The organism is Hyphomonas sp. UBA3195, assembly GCF_002366485.1.
GTDB lineage: Bacteria > Pseudomonadota > Alphaproteobacteria > Caulobacterales > Hyphomonadaceae > Hyphomonas.
In genome coordinates this window covers 1-22,210 of the sequence record NZ_DEXB01000002.1, presented here as the reverse complement: position 1 = coordinate 22,210, position 22,210 = coordinate 1, and the positions used below count along the sequence as shown (strand labels likewise).

The following is a 22,210-nucleotide window of genomic DNA, read 5'->3' as shown; positions in this document are numbered from 1 at the left end:
ACGCTATCAGAACCGGGTGGAAGTGCTGAAACGGAAGGACTCCGTGCGGTCGTACTCTTCGCTCTTGAGGATATGGCTGAAGTCGAAGCGAATTGGGCCGAAAGGGGATGTCCAATAGACGCTGAGGCCTGTAGATGCGCGCAAGGACAAGTCGTCTTCAATCAACTGGACGGCATCACGGCCAAAAGTATCCGTGAACTCGACCGGGTCGCTCTTGTCTATGTCGCTCAACAAGCCAACCGCGCCGGCTTCCAGGAACAGACCCGTCTTGATGCCGTATTCTTCCGGCAGATAGTTTGGCATCGAGATGTCGAGGCTGGATTGGTAGAACGCGTTGCCGCCCAGGGCGTTGAGACGCTTCACTGTTTCTGTGCCGTCATCATTTTGGATGATTTGCACAATGCGCGGCCCGAGACCTGCCGTATCAAACCCGCGGAAGCTGTTGCCGCCCTTGAAAAAGCGATTATTGATACGTACGCCTTGAGGAGTGGTTTGTCCGTATTCGGATTCCGCGTCGCTCGTGCCATAGGGTTCGATGTATCCACCCGAAAGACGCAAACTGGCCGTTATGCCCTTCGCAATACCTTGGTAGATATTCATCGATGCGTTGGTGCGAATGAAGTTCACGTCCCCGCCCAGGCCAGCAACGTCTTGACCAAACAGCAGGTCGAACCCGCCAGTGGGGTCAATAGGGTCATTCTTCATGTCCAAGAGGAGATTGTACCCGACGATCGAGGAGATTTCTGATCGTTCACTTGAGCAAAGCGAGTATCTGTTGAGATAGCGCGCATCGCATACGTCCACGATCAGCGATCCATCAGGCAATGGTACGTCATCAGCGGTGAGAAAGGCGACACCCACGACATCATCGCTTGTGTCTCCCGGGGTGTCATTGTCATCTACAGTGTATTCGGTTGTCAGGCGTTCGCCGCTGTCCGAGGCAATCACGATGCTCTGATCGACGACGTCGATTTTGTCGTTTTGCAACGTATATTTCAAGCCAAGTTGCAGCCGGTCTGACAAGGGGAAACCTAGCTGCCCGCTGACACCTACAGATTCAGTCGTATAGCCGCCAAGATCGGTGTCAGAATAATCGAGGCGGGTAGCAAACGCACTCACACCTGCGGACATGTCACGGTCTAGGAAACGTGGCTCCGTATACTGCAAGTCCACAATTTGCTGGAGGCTGGATGTGGACAGACGAGCAGACGCGGATTGCCCGCGCCCGAGCACATTGCGCTGTGCCACGCTGACATCTACGAGGAAAGATTCTGAGGATGAGAAGCCAGCTGAGAAACTCATCTCGCCAGTGGGCTGCTCAGTGACTTTTACATTCACGTCAATTTGGTCAGGGTCCGCGGTGGGAACCTCAGTAACTTCGACGTCTTTGAAGTAGCCAAGGGCCCGTGCGCGGTTGCGCGAGCGATCCAGCAAGATGCGGTTGAAGGCATCACCTTCAGTCACGCGCAATTCCCGCCGGATCACGCGATCGAGCGTTTGGGTATTACCGACAATATTGATGCGGTTGATGTAAACACGCGGACCTTCATTGACATGAAAGGTCACGTTGACCGTATGCGTTTCGAGATCGGCGGAGATTTCAGGGCGCACATCAATAAAGGCATAACCTCCGATCCCGGCGACATAGGTCAGGCCATCAATTGAGTTTTCAATTGTGTCGCCTCGGAACAGGTCACCGGATCGCGCTACCAGTGACGCTTTCAAGGCGTCCGTGTTGAGCTTTTCCAGCTCGGTTTCGACATTGATCTCGCCGAAGCGATAAATCTCGCCCTCGTCGATTGTATAGGTAATGTAGAAATCCTTCTGATCAGGCGTTAGTTCTGCCACGGCCGACTCTACGCGGAAGTCGTAATACCCCTTGTTCTGGTAAAACTGACGAAGCAATTCGCGGTCATATTCCAAGCGACCTGGGTCATAATTGTCGTTTGATGAGAAGAACTGCCACCAACGTGACTGACGGGTGACAATCTCCGACCGAAGACGGTCGTCTGAATACGTTTCATTTCCCAGGAAGTTGATCGCTCGTACACCAGACACAGGTCCCTCTGTAATCGAGAAGACCACATCCACACGGTTCTGATCGAGCGGCACATATTCGGGCGTGACTTTCGCCGCGAACCGGCCGGATTGGCGGTAGAGTTCCATCACGCGCTGTACGTCTGCTTGCACGCGAGCGGCGGTGAATACGCCGCGCGGCGATATCTGGATTTCTTCGCGGATCTTTTCTTCCCCGAGCGATTTGCTGCCTTCAATCATGACCCGATTTACAATTGGGTTTTCGACCAATGTAATGATGAGCTGGTTCCCGACCCGGTCAAAATTTGCATCAGCAAAGAGGCCGGTTGCGAAGAGGGATTTGAGGGAAAGGTCGATACGGTTCGCGTCAAAAGGTGAGCCAGGTTCGACTAGAAGGTAGGACATCACGGTTCGGTCTTCGATCCGCTGGTTGCCATTGATAATGATGGCTTCGATGTTTCCTGTGCTGTCTTCTGCGCCCACCTGCGCAAGCGCCGTCGGTTGCAGCGAAGCGGCGAGCGCAGAGAGGATCAGGGAGAGCGCGAGTGTTTTGTTTTTGTGGCTCATGAAGTCGGCGTCCAGAAGAGAGAAATGGTGTCTGAGAGATCAGAAGCGGAGTTTGACGGCGGCGTTGGCCGTCAGGGCGGTTGAGTCGGTTGAAAACTCACCATCCACGCCAAACCGAATTTTCAGGAGTTCGGACCCCGCCAGTAGCGAGAGTCCCACCGTGGCGGCATCTTCAAACACCTCGGTGGCGCTGAGTGTAAAACGGTCCTCATAGCCGACAAATCCAGCGTCGACTTCGTAAGGTGTCGAAGACAACGTGGAGCGATAGCCAATATCCAATCCAGCCCGAACCATGGGACGGTAGCGATTGGAATTGTTGTAACTGGTATAGGCCGGACCCGTGCGAGACGAGTCTGCGCCTTCCCGCCAGACATAGGCAAAGCCAATTCCGGCATCAGCGGTTACACGGTCTGTGCTGGCGTCGCTGACCCATAGGTTCAATCCGTTTGATGCCGTTTCTGAATATCCGTCCTGATCAAGTTTGAAGTAGTCCAGACCAATTGATGGCGTCATCCTGAACGCCCCGGACCCGAATTCGGTAGATGCCAGGAGTGAAGCCGCGGTGGTCATCCCGTCCCATGTGCCGCTGACCTCTGAAACATACTCGTCGAACTCGATTTCTCTATAGCTGGAATGGTCGACCTTCGCGATCTGGCCAACGGCCTGAAGGTTTACGCGCCCGATCTGCTCCGTCGCATACACCCCGACACCCAGACTTTTCATGGTCACAGGATTTTCGCCGCCAGTTTTTTCCTCAAACTTGCCGTCGCTCATCGTACCCATGATGCCGATTGCATCTATGCCTAGCAGCGAGCGATCATACCCCAGAGCGATGCCAAGGCCGCGGCCATCATATCCCGGCCCATCGTCAGACCCATCATAGCTGACATGGGAATAGGTTTCCTGCACCCATGCACCATTTCCGGATTCACTGGAGCTACGGGTGAACTCCAGATGGCTTCTCAACGCGCCAAAAGCGGCATTCGACTGGGATTCCAGATAGCGCGTTGCGGCATCAGTGCGCTGAGGCAGCAGCAAATTGTAGGCCTCTAGAAAGTCATGTTCGGTCGAAAGCTGCGTGATGGCAGATCCGACATCATCGTCACTTGTGGCAACATTGAGTATAGCGGAGAGGGCGCGGGACTGGTTCGTGTCGAGACTGAGTTCCTCGGCAGTCTTGAGGCGAAAGTCGAGATTGAGTTTGTCTGTATCAGACGTCTCTGTCTCCAGTGATACGTTGTATATCCACGGTATATTTTCGGTCGATAACTCAGCGGTTTCCTCGTCGTATATCAGTGTACCCGCTTCGATCAGTGTGACGGCAAAATCACCGTCGATGAATGACGTAAGTGTTGGGCGTACCAGAGTATCGCTGCCCAGTGCTGCGGTTCCCGAAACTGACAGAAAGGCTGTGGTCCGCAGGTTCTGAGGATCAATTTCGAATTCAAGTGTTGAACCATCCGTGACGGAGAGGGAGGCAAGCTGCAAGGACGTGTCTTCAAGCAGAACAATTTCAGAATCTGAAATTGTCGCGGCCAGTCTGTAAGCATCGCTCGTCAGATTACCCGTGAGCAACGATGAAGACAGGAAGTCGATCGTTCCACTCGCAGAGCCGAAGTCGAAATCTCCCTCGATCTCACTCTCCTCGATATACAGGCTGAGTGTGTCGCCCTCGAAATAGGTGTCTCCCAGAAACTCGGCATCCGATAGGTCAAAAGTTGCGGCGCCGGCACCAAAGTAGATGTCGCCTGCCAGACCCCCGTCCAGAATTTGCAGTATGTCATCGCCGGTTCCGAACCGGACGTCGCCATAGATTGTAGGTTCGGTCACATCGTCTTCATCGATTTCGTCATCGCCGTTCACATCTTCAGTGGGAGTTTCCTGATACTGGATAATGGTTGCGCCAGCCGTTTGTGCGGACAGGTCAATGGCGATGGACGATCCTGTTTCCGAATCTTCCCGTCCGTCTGAAATGAGTAGGCCTGATATCGCGCCGGTATTGGTTATGTATCTTAGCGTATCACTTTCATCGGTGATCGCCGTTGCTGCGCCACCATAGCCATTTGATGAAGCGGTGATGGATCCACTATTCAGGATCGCTTCCAGCGTACTTCCATTGGAAATGAACAACGCTTTGGCGGTGTCGTCCGTTAACGTATAGGTCGTTGCGGCGATGGATCCGGAGTTTTCGAGAGTGCCGATTGCTGTGCCGTTGCCGAGCAGAAGGCCTACGGCGGAAGCCTCGTAGGCGGTTCCTTGAATTGTGCCGGAATTCAGGATGCCGCCATCAATTGTAACCGTTCCGGTTCCGTCTTCTGATCCGGATATGGAGAGCGCCGTCGCATCGAATCCGATATTCACGCCACTGGCATAAATCGTCCCACGATTGATGAGGCCCTGATCAAAAGAAAACGTGGCGAGTACTTCATCTACGTCATCGTCATCATCATCATCGGTGGTATCGCGAACGGTTTCTACGACGCTCGAGAAGACTACGTTTTCGCCAGCGTTGGCTTCGATGGCGAGCGCCGGGGCTGAACCATAACTGTAGATTCTTCCAGCAGTTCGATTCTCATCGAAATCGTCGACCGTATCCTTTGTTTCGTCATCCTCATCCTCTTCGGATGTGAAGTCGTCGACCGCGCCATTGATCAACAGGCCTTGTCCGAGACTGCCCGTGATGCGGACGCCGTTCGCATTGTCGTAAAGGTCGTCGGCATCGCGGCGATCCTCCACCGCTTCAGTATCGTCATCGATATAGACGGGCGCGATATAGTTGGAAGAACTGGTGCTGGTGAAGCCGGTCGAGCTGATTGAACTCTCAATCGTCACATTGCCGGAGACATCCCCATCAATCGTGACAGCTGACGCATTCTCACCCTGAACCGTAATGGCGCCGCTGATCAATACATCACTGGCGACGTCATCTTCGAGGCTCAGACCCAGGGCGTTGTCGCCGATAACCGAAATTGTGCCCTGTTGCGTGTAATCGCCATCGAGCGCGGATCCGATGCGTACGCCCGCTGAATCATTGCCTTCTATGTATAGCGTGGAGCCATGATCGAGCAGGATATTACCTGTGATCGTGCCACCATTCTCGACGTCGATGCCCACGCGGTTCGTCCCGATGGCGAGTGGCCCGTCCACATCGTCATCATCGTCTTCGTCTTCCCGGTCATAGTCTTCCGACAATTCGATGGAACCCGTGTGGGTGATGCCTGTCGTCGTACCCGTTCGGACAGCAATAGCGGTGACGTAGTCGGTGTCTTCTGCGAGAATTTCGCCATCATTGGTGATGGTATTGTCGGAGTCGACCGTAATCGCGGTGGTACCTGGCAGGTCGCTGAGATCAATTTCCCCATCTTCAGTGATTGTAATGTCGTCGGGCTGTCCGTCATTCGCGGTGGAGGTCTCGACGGGGGCGACGGTGGATTCCTCGATTTCGACGGCCCATGCAGGGAGGGCCGTAGCCATACCCAGAACAATAATCAGTCCACGTGCAACCACCTCAGGAGCGGATGCCTGTGGACCGGAAGCGTGCATCCTTAAATGATTGTTATTTAATGAAAAAATGTTCATGTTGGCGCGCTCCAGATCGACCTGTCCCAATGCGTTACGGGAGCGTCTTGTCTGAACTTTGCCGAAATGTGCGGCTTGTCAGCGAGAGTGTGTCAGCCTGACATAATTGGCGGGACATTGCTGTCGTCTTCCGCTTTCAGGATTCATGCGCAAGCAAATGATCTGCAACATTCTGGTGACAAAGCTGTGGTGAAGGAGCGGGCTTGAGCCGGGTTTGCTGGAAAGTGCAATAAAATGCCGGTCTTCGCGACGGAATTTGAAACTTGGGTCGTTTAACCCGGGAACATGTTCACAGCCAGAATTGCTGGAAAGAGACAAGAATGAGAGTTTTTGGGAAACGATCCCGCTGGATCATCGCGATTATTGTCGTATTGGCAGCAGGCGGTGCCGTATGGTTTGCGAAGTCAAACTTGGCGAACTCCACAACGCCGACTTATGAAACATCGGCCGCACGCACGGGTGATATTGAAGTTACGATCTCGGCAGCAGGTACTCTTGCGCCAAAGGAGATGGTTGAGGTTGGCGCACAGGTCTCGGGTCAATTGGAAGAGTTGTTCGTTGATGTCGGCGACGAGGTCGAGAAGGGCCAACTCCTTGCGCAGATCGATGCCACGATTGCACAGAACACGGTCGAAGCCCAACAAGCTCAGTTAAACTCGCTATATGCCTCGAAACGTCAACAGGCGGCTTCTCTGAAACTTGCAAGGGCCGAGGCTGAACGCGCCAATATGCTGTTTGAGGCCGATGCCATTGCGCGCGCTGACTATGAGGCCACGGTATCGGAATTGGAGATCGCGGAAGGGAAGCTCGACGCCATCAATGCGCAGATCGCGCAGCAGACCTCCAGCCTCCGTGCCGATGAAGCCAATCTGGAATTTACAAAGATTTACGCTCCGATGGCTGGTACAGTCGTCTCGCTCAGTGCATCCGAGGGCCAGACCCTCAATGCGAACCAGACCGCACCCGTCATCATGACCATCGCGGATCTCGGTATAATGACCGTGGAGGCTGATGTCTCCGAAGCAGATGTGTTGCGCGTATCAAAGGGGCAGCAAGCTTGGTTCACCACGCTGGGCGATTCTGATCACAAGTGGCAAACCGAAGTTCGTCAGGTCCTTCCCACGCCCGAAGTTGTCAATGACGTCGTGCTCTACAAGGCGCTGCTCGATATTGAGAACCCCGACGGAATTTTGCGAAGTGATATGACCGCTCAGGTCTTCTTCATTCTGGGGCAGGCCGAAGATGCCGTCCTGATCCCGGTAACGGCCTTGCAGTCACGTCCCGAGCGCCCGGAGAGCGCACAAGCCAGGCGTCCTGCGCAACCTGAACGCGGAGCCGCCCAGGGTGATCGTGTTGGCGACGGCAGAGGCCAGGCTATCCGTGAGGCACGCGCGCAATATCCCGACGCAGAAATGGGTATGGTTCTGAAAATGGATGCGAATGGCGAAGCTGTCCCTCAGCCTGTTTTGGTTGGTCTTCAGACGCGTACAAGTGCCGAGATATTGTTCGGCTTGTCTGAGGGTGATGAGGTCGTGACCGGGCAAGTGAGCATTCGTCCGAAACAGGCGACCGAGCGTGCCGGAAATGACCGGCCACGGCCTATGGGTCCACCCCCGGTTTAGGACGCCAGATCATGTCAGAACCCTTGCTGCATTTGCAGGACATAAAGCGCGTCTACGGACGGGGTGACGCAGAGGTCCGCGCCCTTGATGGCGTCGACCTGACCATTCGCGAAGGCGAGTTCATTGCAATTGTCGGACAGTCGGGTTCCGGTAAGTCGACTTTGATGAACTTGCTTGGTTGTCTCGACCACCCGACTTCCGGAACCTACCGCATTCATGGGCAGGATGTGTCCGAGATGGACGCCGATGCACTGGCCTCCTTGCGCAGGCGGACATTCGGCTTTGTGTTTCAGCGCTATAATCTCCTCGCCAATGTCAGCGCATCGGAGAACGTGGAGATACCTGCGGTCTATGCCGGGGTTCGCCAATCGGAACGGAAGGCCCGCGCACAGGAATTGCTCGGTAGGCTTGGCCTTGGCGGGCGCGAGAAAAGTCGCCCCGGTCAATTGTCCGGGGGACAGCAGCAACGTGTGGCTGTTGCCCGAGCTCTGATGAATGATGCCGAAGTCATCCTTGCGGATGAGCCGACGGGAGCGCTCGATTCCGGCACGAGTGAAGAACTTCTGGAATTGCTGGAAGAGCTGCATCGCTCCGGCCGCACAGTCATCCTGATTACCCATGACCAGGAAGTCGCTGAACGCGCAGACCGCACGATTGAAATTCGCGACGGCAAAATCATTTCCGATTCCGGTTCAGTAGAACGGTCTCTGGAGTCGTTTGAGCAACGCGCCGTGAAATCCTCCCCCTCCTTCTTTCTTCAGCTTACGGAATCCATCAAGACGGCCTTCCGGTCATTGCGCGCGAACCTGTTTCGCACCGCACTGACCTTGCTGGGCGTGGTGATCGGCGTTGCGGCGGTGGTCGCAATGCTGGCGGTCGGGCAAGGTAGCCAGCGCGAGGTTATGGCCCGGTTCGAGGACATGGGTGCGAACCTGCTCTTCGTTCAGCCGGGGGGTGACCGGGGCGCGCGAATGCGCGGTGACGCCATTGCAACCCTTTCACTCGAAGATGCTGAGAGATTGGGCGAATTGAACAATGTCCTGGCTGCGGTGCCATCGCGGTCCGGATCTGCAACATTGCGGCGAGGAAGCAATGACCATCGTGGCTCCGTGGAGGGTGTTTCGGAAGACTGGTTGCTCGCCAACACCCGCAATATTGAATACGGCTCTTTCTTCACGGCAGAAGATGTCGACCGACGCGTAGGTGTGGTTGTGCTGGGCACAACGACCGCGGGGGAATTGTTTGCCAATGTCTCGGAAGCCGTCGGTGAGTATGTCTTTCTTGCGGGCGCACCATTTGAGGTCGCCGGCGTGCTTGAAGAGGAAGGCGCCAGCTCGTTCGGCCGTGACCAGGATGATATCGCGCTTATTCCCATCACAACCGGGATGATGCGCGTGTTCGGCAGTTCCTACCTGTCGAGTATAACCATCGCTGTGGAAGACACGGACGTAATCTCGACGACGGAGACTGAAGCAAACGAGCTGCTGCTTCAACGACACGGAACACAAGATTTTCGGATACGGAATACGGCATCGATCCTGGAGTCCGTTCAGGAGACACAGAATTCGTTCTCGATCCTGCTAGGCGCGGTTGCCTCTATCTCATTGCTCGTCGGCGGTATCGGTGTGATGAACATCATGCTTGTCAGCGTATCAGAACGTACGCGCGAGATCGGTGTGCGCATGGCAACGGGGGCGCGTCGGTCTGATATTCTTGTCCAATTCATTGTGGAGGCCGTCGTGGTCTGCGCGCTGGGCGGTGTGATCGGTATTCTTACGGGCTTCGCGATCTGTGCAATTCTCGCCAATCTCGGCACCAGCATTGCCGTAACGCCCATGCCCGCGATCCTCGCCTTTTCAACAGCTTTCCTGACCGGGTTCGTGTTCGGCTTCCTGCCGGCGCGCAATGCCTCGCGGCTTGATCCGGTCCGGGCCCTTGCGGCGGAGTAATCATGACCAGAATTCCTCTTCTTCCTCTCAGTCTGCTTGTCGTCCTTGCAGGATGTACCGCAACGCAATCGTCCGATACGCCTTTGTCCTCGGTTGAGCTTCCGGCGTCCTATGAAACCTCAATGCAAGCGGAAACAGAATTGCCGGCCACAGGGCTCTGGTGGTCAACCTTCGGCGATGAATCCTTGAACGCATTGGTCAGCACCGCACTCACGCGGAACAAGTCGCTTGAAGCTGGACTTGCCAATGTTACCTCCGCACGCGCTGCGTTGCGTGTTGCCGATTCCAGCGCCTTGCCATCTGTTTCAGCAGGGGCGTCAGTTTCCACCGACAGTGATTCCGACTTCAGTGATTTTTCTCGCAGTGCCCGCCTGTCGGCTAGCTATCAGCTGGATCTGTTTGGCAGTGTTGCAGCGTCACGTGATGCGGCAGGGGCCAATCTCGAATCGGCTGAGTTCGCGCAAAGAGCGCTTGAGCTGAGTGTTACATCTGATCTGGCAGCGAACTATTTTGACCTTCAGGTCGCGCGTAAGCAGTTTGAAGTCGCGCAAGACAATCTGGAAATTGCCGAGCGTATCTTTGAAATCGTGCGGGTAAGGTACGATGCGGGCGAGATTTCCGGATTTGATTTTGCCAGCCAGGAAGCTGCATTGGCCAATTCGCGTGCGCAACTCCCGCAGATCGAGCAGCAGATACTCTCTCTGCGGACGGCGATTGCGATCCTTATCGGGCAGGTGCCGCAAAATTTCGAAGTGCCGGACGTAGACCTTTACGAGACTGGCTTGCCAGTACCGGAAGCAGGCCTACCATCTCAGCTTCTGGGGCGGCGCCCGGACTTGTTGCAGGCCGAGGCTGATTTGCGGGCGGCGCAGGCCAATGTTCAGATTGCGAGAGCAGCCATGCTGCCAAGTGTCGATCTTGGCGCGGGTGTGACGACACTCCTGACCTCTATGTCTGATCCGACCGCCAGTCTTTCGGCGTCACTTGCGCAGACTGTGTTTTCTGGGGGAGCGCTGGAGGCTCAGCTCGACAGTGCCAAAGCGCGAAGGGAGGCGTTGCTGTCGAATTATGAGCAGGCCATTCTCAGCGCGTTACGCGATGTTGATGTTGCGCTGTCTGCCATCAATACCAGCGCCCAACGTGAAGAACAGCTCCAGATTGCACTCGTTGCCAGTCGCCGCGCACTGGATTCCGCTGAACTGCGATATCGTGTCGGCACGGACGATTTGACGAGTCTCTTGTCTGCACAACAGAACTATTATTCTGCAACGCAAAGTGCCCTCGAGGCGCGTCGGGACCGGTTGGCTGCGGCCATTGATCTCTACGTCGCAGTGGGGGGCGGGTTCTAACCCCCTCAGCGCCAGCTGAATTTGGCCGGGCGCTTTGCGAGGAAGGCCCTGTAACCTTCCTGGAAGTCCTCATTCTCGAAGCTTTCCAGGAACAGGGCTTTCGCTTCAGGACTATCGTCTCGCCAGCCCATCTTGATCGCATCGAAGGTGCGCTTCATCGCGCTATGTGACCAGAGTGAATTGGCTGAAACCAGACGCGCCGTTTCTCGCGCCAATTCCAAGGCTGATGCGGACTCTGCCATATGTGTAACCAGACCGATACGATAGGCCTCGTCGCAATCAAACAAACGACCTGTCAGCAAGATGTCCTTGGCGGCAGGAATACCAACGGTTTCTATCAAGCGCCGTGTATCGTTCACTGGATACACAAGCCCCAGCTTCGCCGGAGGTACGCCGAACCTGGCTTCGGGGCTGGCGATGCGAATGTCTGCCGTCAGAGCAAGTGCGACGCCGCCACCCACGCAAGCGCCGGTGATCGCAGCGATGATCGGCTTCGGGCATTGGGCGAGACATGTAACCGCATCGGAAATCAGGTTTGCCGAATGCTCTGCGCTTTCGGGCGTGGCATAGATCGTTTCGAACTCCGAAATATCTGCGCCCGCCGCGAATGCGCCTGCTGTTCCGCCATGAATGATGACGCATTTCACTTCGGGATCTGCCTCCAGCTGCTTCACCATACCGGGGATTGCTGCCCACATATCACTCGACAGAGCGTTGCGGCGTTCGGGCTTGTTCAGGATCAGTTCGCCAATTCCATTACTGACCTCGATGCGGATGCGTTGGGAAGTCATGCTCTAATCCTTCAGATAAGTCTTGTTGCACAATTTCTGTATGCGAGCGTTGGCTGTTCGGCCACCCCGAGCCGGCCTTCTGAACAGTTGTGGGAATTGACGCAGCGCCGAGTGTCTCTTTAGGTGCGGGCATGGCCCACCGCAAAGACCTCCTGACCGCAATTCGACAGATTACGCGTGCGATCGATCTGAATTCCAAGCAATTGGCGAAAACGACCGGCCTCACGGCGCCACAACTCATTGTATTGCAGACCTTGTCCGGTGCCGGATCGGTCAAGCCATCGGAGATCGCCCGCGAAGTGCATTTGTCCCAAGCGACGATCACTTCCATCGTGGATCGATTGGAGGCGGCGGGCCTCGTCGAGCGGCAGAAGAACGAAACCGACCGCCGCGCCGTAGATGTCTCGATTACGGAGACTGGTCGCAGAAGCCTCGAAGATGCGCCGGAAGCGCTTCAGGAAGGGTTCTTGAAGCGTTTTGACTCTCTGGAGTTGTGGGAGCAGAGTCTGCTCATCTCATCGGTGCAGCGGCTGGCTGCCATGATGAATGCGGGAAGCCTTGATGCGGCGCCGATCCTGGAGGTTGGAGATTTGCAGAAAGAGGGCTGATCAGCTCTCGGAGACTTCCACCATTGTTTCCTCTTCCGGTTTGTCCCAGAGGAGGTGGCGATCTTCCAGGACAATCAGATTTTCGCGACTGATGACCGTGCCACCAGTTTGGTAGCCGAGCAGTTCTTTCGGTGAAATTTCCGGATGACGCGCGAGTACCATGGTTTCTTCTGACGAGAAGTTGGTCATGCCGCGCGCGATCTCCGCGCCGCTTTCGTCATAAACGTGAATCACGTCACCCTTGAGGTACTGACCCTGAATTGACTTGATGTCTTCATGCAGGACATGTTCTGGGCTATCGGCCAGCGTGTTTGCCAACTCGTCACGGATCACGATACTGCCGGCAATCTGAAGGCGATCAGTCAGCCACGTCGCCCAAGCTGAAGCTGGCTTGGTGTGCGCGATGCATTTGGTGTGCGGTCGTTCATTATAGAGAACTGAAGACACGGGCGCGTCATGTTCCCCATTCGCGATGAGGGTCGTGCATCCGGCATTCTGCGCCATGTTTGCGGCCTGCATCTTGGTGAGCATGCCGCCGCTACCGAGACTGCTGGTGCCTTCCGTAACCGCGATATACTCGCTGACATCATGGACTTCTTCGACCAGTTGGGCGCCTGGCTCTTCAGGGTTCTTGTCGTAGAGGCCATCGATGCAGGTGAGGATCACCAGATGGTCCGCCTGGATCATCTGGGCGACTTTTGCGGCGAGGCGGTCATTGTCGCCCACACGGATTTCTTCGGTCGTGATCGAGTCATTTTCGTTCACGATTGGCAGAATATCGCCCTGCAACAGGCGGTGAACAGTGTTCTTGGTGTTCAAGAAGCGCTTGCGCTCTTCCATGTCCTGAAGGGTAACGAGCACCTGTGCGATATCGAATCCAAACTCATGGGCAACTTGTTTGTAGGCGTTCAGCAGCAGGGGCATGCCACACGCAGCAGCGGCCTGTTTGTCGCGCAGCCCGGCGGTTTCCGGCTTCTCGTTCAACATGTTCAAACCGAGCGCCACGGCACCTGACGAACACAGGACAACTTCGTAGCCGTCATTCCGTAATTTGGTGATGTCTTCCAATAGCCGTTGCATGAATGCCCAGCGCGGTGTGAGAAGGTCTGGATTGGCAAGTAGGCTCGATCCGATTTTCACGACGATGCGTTTCTTGGAAGGCAAATTAGGCTCCGGTGGTTGCTTAGGGGCGGACATAAGAAGGTTTGGGTTACGATGCAAATAATTAGCTTACAAAATACCTTCAGACTTTCTTCAAGGTCTCAATACCTAGTCTGAAAAGTCACGAATCAGGGAAATTCGACTATTTTGCGGCATCCGCCGAAAGCTTGAGTTTCTGTAATAGATGGTTTGAATTCTAAACAAATATCATTATCTCGCGGGTCAGGTGAGCAAAGGACTAGTATAGCATGAAGGTACTTCTCGTTGGATGCGGAAAGATGGGCGGCGCGCTTCTGACGCAGTGGATGCGCGCGGTGGAGGATGAATTCACCATTGTCGATCCTTTCTTGGACCAACCTGTGGAAGGTGCCCGTCTATTCAAGGATATCAACGCCCTTGGAGACGAGAAGTTTGATCTGTTGATCGTCGCGATCAAGCCGCAAATGGTTGATGAGATACTGCCGGCCTATAAGGACGTGCTCAATCCGGATGGGGCCGTTGCGTCGATCGCTGCGGGGTGTTCGGTGCAGCGCCTGCAGACTGCGCTGCCGGGCTATCCGGTTATACGGATCATGCCGAACCTTCCATCTGCCATCGGGGCGGGCGTTGCGGGCCTTTACGCCAGCAGCGCGGCAAGTGCCGACCAAAGGGATACTGTCGAAACCCTCATGCAGGCTGCCGGGACGGCTGTCTGGGTAGATGATGAAGACCAGATTGACCGGGTAACCGCCGTCGCTGGCAGCGGTCCGGGATATGTCTTCGAGATCGCCCGCGCCTATATCGAGGCGGCCAAGGAACTAGGCTTCAGTGACGAACAGGCCAGCGATCTTGTGCTCGGCACGCTGGATGGCTCGATCCGCATGATCCTTGAAACCGGCGACAATCCGGAAAATCTCCGCAATTCCGTCACCAGCAAGAATGGCACGACCGAAGCGGGCCTGAAGGCCCTGAATGGAGACGGAAAGTTGTCAGATCTCCTGAAAGCCACCACCGAGTCGGCCTACAAGCGCGCAATCGAGCTGCGCTAGGCACCTGAACAAGAACCATGAAGGACGAAACGTGACCACATTGGATTCCCGTTTGAACGCATATATTTCCGGTCTGGGCCAGAATGCCCGCGACGCTGCAAAGGCATTGCTGACGGCGACGACCGAGCAGAAAAATGACGCTCTCCGCGCATCCGCCAAGGCATTGCGTGAGGCAAAAGCGGACCTTCTTGCCGCCAATAAGGAAGATGTCGACAGTGTCGGCGACAGCCGACCGGACTCCTTCATCGACCGACTGCGTCTTACCGACGAACGGGTCGAGGCGATGGCAAGCGCCCTGGAACAGATTGCGGAGTTGCCGGACCCGGTCGGGCGGTTGCTCTCGACCACTGAGCGCCCCAACGGCCTGACCATTGAACGCGTGGCCGTGCCAATTGGCGTGATCGGGATGATCTACGAATCTCGTCCAAACGTCGGCGCCGATGCCAGTGCGCTGTGCCTGAAATCCGGCAATGCCGTGATCCTGCGCGGCGGCTCGGAAAGCAAGAATTCAACGCGCGAGATTGTAGCCTGCATGCAGGCTGGGCTCGAAGCTGCTGGCCTGCCGAAAGGCGCCGTTCAGACGGTTGAGACCACCGACCGGAATGCCGTAACCGCGCTGCTGCATGCTGTCGACTATGTAGATCTCGTCATTCCGCGCGGCGGCCGCGGTCTGGTGGAGCTGGTGCGTGACGAAGCCAAGGTGCCGACACTGCTCCATCTTGATGGCAACTGCCACAGCTACATCCATGCCGATGCGGATATCGAGAAGTCCCTCGACGTTGTTCGCAATGCCAAGCTGCGCCGCACCGGCGTCTGCGGTGCGACAGAGAGCATTGTGGTGGATCGGGCGATCGCCGAAATCGTTATTCCGCGCTTGGTCAAAATCATGGAAGGCTGCGAATTGCGCGGGGATACTGAGGCACGTCGTATTTCGCCCAATCTTGTCGAAGCGACCGACGAAGATTGGTCGACCGAATATCTCGACCCTATTGCATCGGTGAAGATCGTCGGTGGACTTCAGGAAGCGATCAACTTTGTGAGCGAGCACTCCTCCGGTCACACGGATGCCATCCTGACCGAAAATGCCGATGCAGCCCGCCGTTTCATGACCTCCATCGACAGCGCCGTCGTAATGCACAATGCTTCAACCCAATTCTCCGATGGCGGGGAGTTTGGCATGGGTGCCGAGATTGGCATTGCGACGGGCAAGATGCACGCGCGTGGGCCGGTGGGGTTGGAGCAACTGACCAGTTTCAAATATCTGGTACATGGCAACGGCCAGACCCGGCCTTGATCTAAATGATACGCGCGGCCACGGGGGGCGCGCTTTTCCGTAATTTTACGAGGACAGCGAGAAATATATGACAATCAGCGTTCCCGAATTGATATCGCTTGGGACGTATTTCGTCCTGATGATGGCCATCGGACTTTATGCCTACAAAACGTCTACCAGCGACGTGTCCGAATACATGCTTGGCGGCCGCAATCTTCACCCAGCTGTCGGTGCCTTGTCTGCCGGGGCCTCTGATATGAGTGGCTGGATGTTGATGGGGTTGCCCGGTGCGATCTATGTGAGCGGCTTTTCTGCAGCCTGGATTGCCGTTGGTTTGGTAATCGGGGCGTATCTCAACTATCGATTTGTCGCGCCACGCTTGCGTATCTATACAGAAATGGCGGATGACTCGATTACCATTCCCGACTTCTTCGAGAAGCGCTTTCACGATTCCTCGCACGCCTTGCGCACCATCTCTGCGCTGGTGATCATTGTTTTCTTCACCGTCTATACTTCTTCCGGCATCGTCGCGGGCGGCAAGCTCTTTGAATCCGCCTTTGGCCTGAACTACCAGCTCGGCTTGTTTGTCACCGCTGGCGTCGTGCTTGCCTATACGGTCGTTGGGGGCTTTCTGGCGGTCAGCCTGACGGACTTCGTGCAAGGCTGCATCATGTTCATCGCGCTCATCCTCGTGCCCGTTATCGCATACTTCGTGATTGGTGGGTGGAGCGGCATGGAAAGTGCGATCACAAGCGCGCCTTCGTATGTGGATGCTGACAGTGGAGCTGTAGGTCCGGCGCGTAGTCAGTTTTTCGACATGTGGCCCGAGAGTATGACCGTAGTGGGCCTCGTCTCCCTCCTCGCTTGGGGGCTTGGCTATTTCGGCCAGCCGCACATCATTGTGCGCTTCATGGCCATCCGGTCACTCAAGGACATCAAGACCGCTCGCATTATCGGCATGAGTTGGATGCTCGTTACGGTCATCGGAGCCGTCTTTGTCGGCGCCGTGGGCGTCGCTTATGTCCAGCAACATGACCTCGGCGCGCAGCTGACCGACTCTGAAGCCATCTTCATCCTGCTGTCGCAAATCATCTTCCATCCGCTCGTCGCCGGCTTCCTGCTCGCGGCGATCCTCGCGGCGATCATGAGCACGATCTCTTCGCAGCTGCTCGTGTCTTCCAGCTCGATCACCGAAGATGTCTACAAGACCTTTTTCCGGCGCGAGGCTTCGCAGTCGGAGCTGGTGATGATCGGCCGGATTGCGACGGTTGTGGTCAGCCTCGTGGCCATCGCGCTCGCCTTCGATCCCAACAGCAACATTCTTGATCTTGTATCAAATGCGTGGGCCGGGTTCGGTTCGGCCTTTGGCCCGATCATTTTGCTTAGCCTGTTTTGGCGCCATCTGACGCGTGATGGGGCGCTGGCTGGTATGATTGTTGGCGCGGTTACGGTTCTGGTCTGGCTCTACGTACCGCTCCTGCCAGCTGAGGGCGGTGCGGTGCCGCTCGAAACTCTTGTCTATGCCATGATCCCCGGCTTCCTGCTGTCAGGCCTCGCGGCCTATCTTGTCAGTGTGATTGGCCGCTCGGTGAAGCCGAAAGTGGCCGCCGGGTTTGATGACATGAGCGAGGTGATGAACGACGCCCCCTGATCTGGTGCCGCTCCTCTGACAAAGAGGGGCGGTGACACACCCTGCCTGTCGCGCTAGGTAATGATAACGCAAACATTCGGGGGCGGTGGCCGTATGGTTGTCGCCTCCCGATATATAAACGGGTCAAGGGTTGTGAAGAATTTGCTGAAGCGCGTCGCTAGTCTGTTCATTTCGATTTCAATTGGTTTCGGCGTGTTGCCGGCTGTTGCAGAGGATGGCTACGAACTCTGGCTTCGGTACGAACAGCTTGAGGCCAGACCCGCCGACGCGCCGCGCCATGTGATGGCCGCCTGCGCTGAGCCGTCGGAGACGCTTCAGGCCGCGCTTGCGGAAATCGAGCGGGCCACGGAGTCCCTGCTGGGAAATTCCCTCCAATCCACGGACAGGCTGCGTAGCCGGACACTCGTGCTCGCCAGTGCGGACTGCGCCGACGTGATCGATGAGGCGGACCTGCCAACCACTGAGACCGTTGGCGCCGAGGGCTTCGCCCTGCGGGCAACGAAACTGAACGGTAAGCGCGTAACACTGATCGCCGCGCAATCTGACCTTGGCGTCCTCTATGGCACGTTCGACTATCTCCAGCGCATGTCGCGCGGGGAGGCGCTCACGGATCTCGACGTCATTTCGCGTCCCAAGACCAAGCTGCGCCTGCTCAATCATTGGGACAATCTGGATCGCCATGTCGAGCGCGGCTATGCGGGTCAGTCGATCTGGGACTGGCACCGCCTGCCAGACTATCTCGATCCGAAGTATACCGACTATGCCCGCGCGAATGCGTCCATCGGCCTCAATGGGGTGTCGCTGACCAATGTGAACGCTGATGCGACCGTGCTGACCGCGCCATACCTAGAGAAGGTCGCAGCCCTCGCAGATGTTTTCCGGCCCTATGGGATCAGGGTCTATCTGACCGCGCGCTTCTCTGCGCCGATGGAACTGGGCGGGCTCGACACAGCCGATCCACGCGACGCCGAGGTGCAGGCCTGGTGGCAGGCCAAGGTGGACGAGATATATACCCATGTGCCGGATTTCGGCGGCTTCCTCGTGAAAGCGAACTCCGAAGGCCAGCCCGGCCCACAGGATTATGAGCGCAGCCATGCCGAAGGCGCGAACATGCTGGCCACCGCGCTTGCCCCGCATGAAGGCATCGTGATGTGGCGCGCCTTTGTCTATTCGGCCGAAGAGCCCGAAGACCGCGTGAAGCAGGCCTATACCGAATTCGTGCCTCTGGATGGTCAGTTTGCAGACAATGTTTTGGTGCAGGTCAAGAACGGCCCGCTGGACTTTCAGCCGCGCGAGCCCTTCCATCCGCTGTTCGGCGCGATGCCGGAAACGCCGTTGATGATGGAACTCCAGATCACCAAGGAGTATCTCGGCTTCTCGACCCATCTCGCCTATTTGGGCACGCTCTGGGAAGAGGTGTTGTCGGCCGATACGCACGCCAAGGGTGAGGGCACAAGCGTTGCCTCCGTGATCGATGGCGTTGCGCAAGAGTACGAGCTTACCGGCATGGCAGGTGTTGCCAATATCGGCAGTGATCGGAACTGGTCAGGCTCAGTCTTCGATCAGGCGAACTGGTACGCTTTTGGGCGACTTGCCTGGGATCCTGACGCCTCCTCTGAGGCCATCGCGCGCGATTGGGTGGAACAGACTCTCAGCCGTGCGCCAGAAGTCGCCGACGAAATTACCGGCATGATGATGGGCTCACGCGAGGCGGTGGTGAACTATATGACGCCGCTTGGCCTGACCCACCTGATGGGTACCGGCCATCATTATGGCCCGGCCCCCTGGGTCGATGATCTCGGACGGGCAGACTGGACCCCATATTATTATCACAAGGCCACAAAGGATGCGGTCGGCTTTGACCGGACCGAATCTGGCTCCGGCGCAGTGGACCAGTATGCCGGGCCGGTGGCACAGGAATGGGCGAGCCTCGACACGGTGCCGGATGAAATGCTGCTCTGGTTCCATCGCGTGCCATGGGACTACCAGCTCTCGAATGGCCAGACGCTGTGGCAGGAACTCGTGAGCCGCTATGACCAAGGCGTCAGCGCAGTGGAGGCGATGCAGGCGCAATGGGCGAGCCTGGAGAACGAGATCGATGCCGAGCGTTTCGCGCAGGTGTCGGCTTTCCTCGGAATCCAGCATCAGGAAGCTATCTGGTGGCGTGACGCCTCCATCGCCTACTGGCAGAGCGTGAACGGCTTGCCTCTGCCTGAGGGTGCAGAGCCGCCCGCGCATGATCTCGACCATTACAAGAGCCTGTCTTTCCCGAATGCGCCGGGGCAGGGTGAATAGGCTAGCTGGTGCCGGTCAGCTGTTCGGCTGAGGTGGCGAACAGATCATCCAGAAAGCTGCTGACGGCGCGCACACGGGTTGTTCCGTGTACATCTTCATGGACCGCAAGCCAGAAGGCGCGGTCGATGCGGACTTCCTCTGGCAACACATGGACGAGGTACGGGTCGCCCGCCGCGATGAAGTGGGGCAGCACGGCAATCCCGGCGCCTTCGCGGGCCATCTGCCATTGCGCCACGATGGATGGGCTGCAGAATCGCGGCGTCAGGCCGGGGGCGATGTCTTCGTGATAGCGCAGCTGGGTTGAGTAAATGAGGTCGTCGACATAGCCGATGAGATCATGCTCGCTGAGGTCGCTGACCTGTTCGACCGGGCGCGTGCGGGCGAGGTAATCCGGGTGGGCGTACATCTGCAGCACATAGTCAGACATCTTGCGCACCTTCACGCGGCCTGTCTTTGGCCGTGTCAGCATGATCGACATGTCGGCTTCGCGCTTTGGCACGCTGACAAAGCCGGAGACGGCAATGATGTCGAGCCCGATATGCGGGTTCTGCGCGGCGAAGTCGGCCATGGCGGGCGCAATCAGGAGACTGCCGAGTCCTTCGGTCACGCCGAGCCGGACGCGTCCGGCGGCGAGCGGGCCGTCCATGTCAGACAGCGCGGCGATCTCTGACGCCGTATGCTCCAGCCCCTCTACCTTGTCGGCCACGGTCTGGCCAACCGGCGTCAGGACATGGCCCTTGGGTGTCCGCTCGAACAGTTCGAGCCCCAACTCGGTCTCCAGCCGTCTCAGGCGCCGACTGATCGTTGTCGGGTCAAGCCCTGTGCGCGTGGCCACATCGGCGAGACGCGGATGGCGGCTCACATCGAGCAGGAGGCGGAGATCGTCCCAGTTCATTACTTGTTGCCTGCGATTTTGCAGCTCGTAGCTGCGATATTGTCCATTTACCGGAATTTATACGCGCGCTACGGTCCCGTCAAAATCTAAGGGAGTTTCTCATGCGCGAAGTGCACCACTTCATTGGCGGAAAGTCTGTCACCGGTACGTCCAGCCGGTTCGGCGACATCTACAATCCCAACACCGGTGAGGTTCAGGCCCGCGTCGCGCTGGCGACCAGTAATGAAGTTTCACAGGCCATCATGAATGCGTCAGAGGCGTTCCCGGCCTGGTCCATGATGAACCCCCAGCGCCGCGCGCGAGTGATGTTCGAATTCAAGCGCCTGCTGGAAGCGAACATCGATGAGCTGGCTGAGCTGTTGTCGGCCGAGCATGGCAAAGTGGTCGCGGATTCGCGCGGTGATGTTCAGCGCGGCATCGACGTGGTCGAGTTCGCTTGCGGTATCCCTCATTTGCAGAAGGGCGAGTACACTGAAGGCGCAGGCCCCGGCATTGATGTCTATTCCATGCGTCAGCCTCTGGGCGTCGTGGCCGGTATCACGCCGTTCAATTTTCCCGCCATGATCCCGTGCTGGATGGCGGCTGTGGCCATTGCTTGCGGTAACACTTTCATCCTCAAGCCGTCGGAGAAAGACCCGTCGGTGCCGATGCGCCTGGGCGAATTGCTGCTCGAAGCCGGCGCACCGGAAGGCGTGCTGAACGTGGTCAATGGCGACAAGGTGGCTGTTGATGCCATCCTGACGCATCCGGACGTCAAGGCCGTCAGCTTCGTCGGGTCCTCCGACATCGCACAATATGTCTATTCCACTGGCACAGCACACGGCAAACGCGTGCAGGCCATGGGCGGGGCAAAGAACCACGGCATCATCATGCCCGACTGCAACATGGAGCAGGCGGTAAAGGACATTGTCGGCGCGGCCTATGGCTCGGCGGGCGAACGCTGCATGGCGCTGCCGGTGGCCGTCACCGTCGGCAAGAAGACTGGCGACGAGTTCGTGGAGCGCATGGTGGACGCCGCGCGCAATTTGAAAGTCGGCATCTCGACCGATGCGGATGCGCATTATGGCCCGGTGGTCTCGGCCGCTCACAAGGCCAAGGTCGAAAGCTACATCCAGATGGGTGTCGATGAGGGCGCAGACCTTGTGCTCGACGGTCGCGGCCTGCAGTTGCAGGGCAATGAGAACGGCTATTTCATCGGGCCGAACCTGTTCGACAATGTGAAGTCTACGATGCAATCCTACAAGGAAGAGATCTTTGGTCCGGTCCTACAGGTCGTGCGCGCCGAGACGCTGGAAGAGGCCGCCGCGCTGCCGAGCAATCACCAATACGGAAACGGTGTCGCGATCTTTACCTCGAATGGCCGCGCCGCGCGCGAGTTTGCCGCGCAGGTCAATGTCGGCATGGT

14 protein-coding genes are annotated in these 22,210 nt (G+C 57.0%); 9 read left to right on the top strand and 5 right to left on the bottom strand.

Annotated features, from left to right (window positions below; genetic code table 11):
- Positions 1-6 precede the first annotated feature (6 nt).
- Positions 7-2,604 (bottom strand): outer membrane protein assembly factor BamA, encoded by a 2,598-nt coding sequence (gene bamA / locus B2344_RS00480; RefSeq protein ID WP_290484421.1) that lies wholly within the window; start codon positions 2,602-2,604, stop codon positions 7-9.
- 39 nt (positions 2,605-2,643) lie between these two features.
- Positions 2,644-6,078: an autotransporter outer membrane beta-barrel domain-containing protein gene (locus B2344_RS00475; RefSeq protein WP_290482435.1), complete on the bottom strand. Its 3,435-nt coding sequence runs from the start codon at positions 6,076-6,078 to the stop codon at positions 2,644-2,646.
- Positions 6,079-6,503: 425 nt separating this feature from the next.
- On the opposite strand from B2344_RS00475, the gene B2344_RS00470 reads away from it, so the two are divergent.
- From B2344_RS00470 to B2344_RS00460, 3 genes are read left to right on the top strand one after another with little or no spacing between them, the layout of a single operon-like run.
- Positions 6,504-7,805 (top strand): efflux RND transporter periplasmic adaptor subunit, encoded by a 1,302-nt coding sequence (locus tag B2344_RS00470; RefSeq protein WP_290484420.1) that lies wholly within the window; start codon positions 6,504-6,506, stop codon positions 7,803-7,805.
- Between the two features lie 11 nt (positions 7,806-7,816).
- Complete coding sequence (locus B2344_RS00465; RefSeq protein ID WP_290484419.1) at positions 7,817-9,754, top strand: MacB family efflux pump subunit; 1,938 nt, start codon at positions 7,817-7,819, stop codon at positions 9,752-9,754.
- Positions 9,755-9,756: 2 nt separating this feature from the next.
- Positions 9,757-11,103 carry an efflux transporter outer membrane subunit gene (locus B2344_RS00460; RefSeq protein ID WP_206990904.1) on the top strand — a complete coding sequence of 449 codons (1,347 nt, stop codon included), beginning with the start codon at positions 9,757-9,759 and terminating at the stop codon, positions 11,101-11,103.
- A 5-nt stretch (positions 11,104-11,108) separates the two neighbouring features.
- Here B2344_RS00460 and B2344_RS00455 read toward each other — a convergent pair whose 3' ends face one another.
- Positions 11,109-11,894: an enoyl-CoA hydratase/isomerase family protein gene (locus B2344_RS00455; RefSeq protein ID WP_290482432.1), complete on the bottom strand. Its 786-nt coding sequence runs from the start codon at positions 11,892-11,894 to the stop codon at positions 11,109-11,111.
- A 131-nt stretch (positions 11,895-12,025) separates the two neighbouring features.
- Between B2344_RS00455 and B2344_RS00450 the strand changes: the two genes are divergently transcribed.
- Positions 12,026-12,502: a MarR family winged helix-turn-helix transcriptional regulator gene (locus B2344_RS00450; protein ID WP_034811382.1), complete on the top strand. Its 477-nt coding sequence runs from the start codon at positions 12,026-12,028 to the stop codon at positions 12,500-12,502.
- On the opposite strand, the gene proB is transcribed toward B2344_RS00450, so the two are convergent.
- Positions 12,503-13,666, bottom strand: coding sequence for a glutamate 5-kinase (gene proB, locus B2344_RS00445; protein WP_290479419.1), 1,164 nt, complete (start codon positions 13,664-13,666; stop codon positions 12,503-12,505). It lies immediately after the preceding gene.
- Between the two features lie 245 nt (positions 13,667-13,911).
- Between proB and proC the strand changes: the two genes are divergently transcribed.
- The 4 genes from proC (at position 13,912) to B2344_RS00425 (ending at position 19,910) form a co-directional block, all read left to right on the top strand.
- Positions 13,912-14,691: a pyrroline-5-carboxylate reductase gene (gene proC / locus B2344_RS00440; RefSeq protein ID WP_290479420.1), complete on the top strand. Its 780-nt coding sequence runs from the start codon at positions 13,912-13,914 to the stop codon at positions 14,689-14,691.
- 40 nt (positions 14,692-14,731) lie between these two features.
- On the top strand, positions 14,732-15,985 hold the full coding sequence (locus tag B2344_RS00435; protein ID WP_349679531.1) for a glutamate-5-semialdehyde dehydrogenase: 1,254 nt from the start codon (positions 14,732-14,734) through the stop codon (positions 15,983-15,985).
- A 67-nt stretch (positions 15,986-16,052) separates the two neighbouring features.
- Positions 16,053-17,615, top strand: coding sequence for a sodium/proline symporter PutP (gene putP, locus B2344_RS00430; protein WP_034811400.1), 1,563 nt, complete (start codon positions 16,053-16,055; stop codon positions 17,613-17,615).
- A gap of 93 nt (positions 17,616-17,708) precedes the next feature.
- Positions 17,709-19,910, top strand: coding sequence for an alpha-glucuronidase family glycosyl hydrolase (locus tag B2344_RS00425; protein ID WP_414651721.1), 2,202 nt, complete (start codon positions 17,709-17,711; stop codon positions 19,908-19,910).
- Between the two features lies 1 nt (position 19,911).
- Here B2344_RS00425 and B2344_RS00420 read toward each other — a convergent pair whose 3' ends face one another.
- Positions 19,912-20,805, bottom strand: coding sequence for a LysR family transcriptional regulator (locus tag B2344_RS00420; RefSeq protein WP_290484417.1), 894 nt, complete (start codon positions 20,803-20,805; stop codon positions 19,912-19,914).
- A gap of 101 nt (positions 20,806-20,906) precedes the next feature.
- Between B2344_RS00420 and B2344_RS00415 the strand changes: the two genes are divergently transcribed.
- The coding region (locus B2344_RS00415) for a CoA-acylating methylmalonate-semialdehyde dehydrogenase (RefSeq protein ID WP_290484416.1) at positions 20,907-22,210 on the top strand (1,304 nt) is incomplete at its 3' end.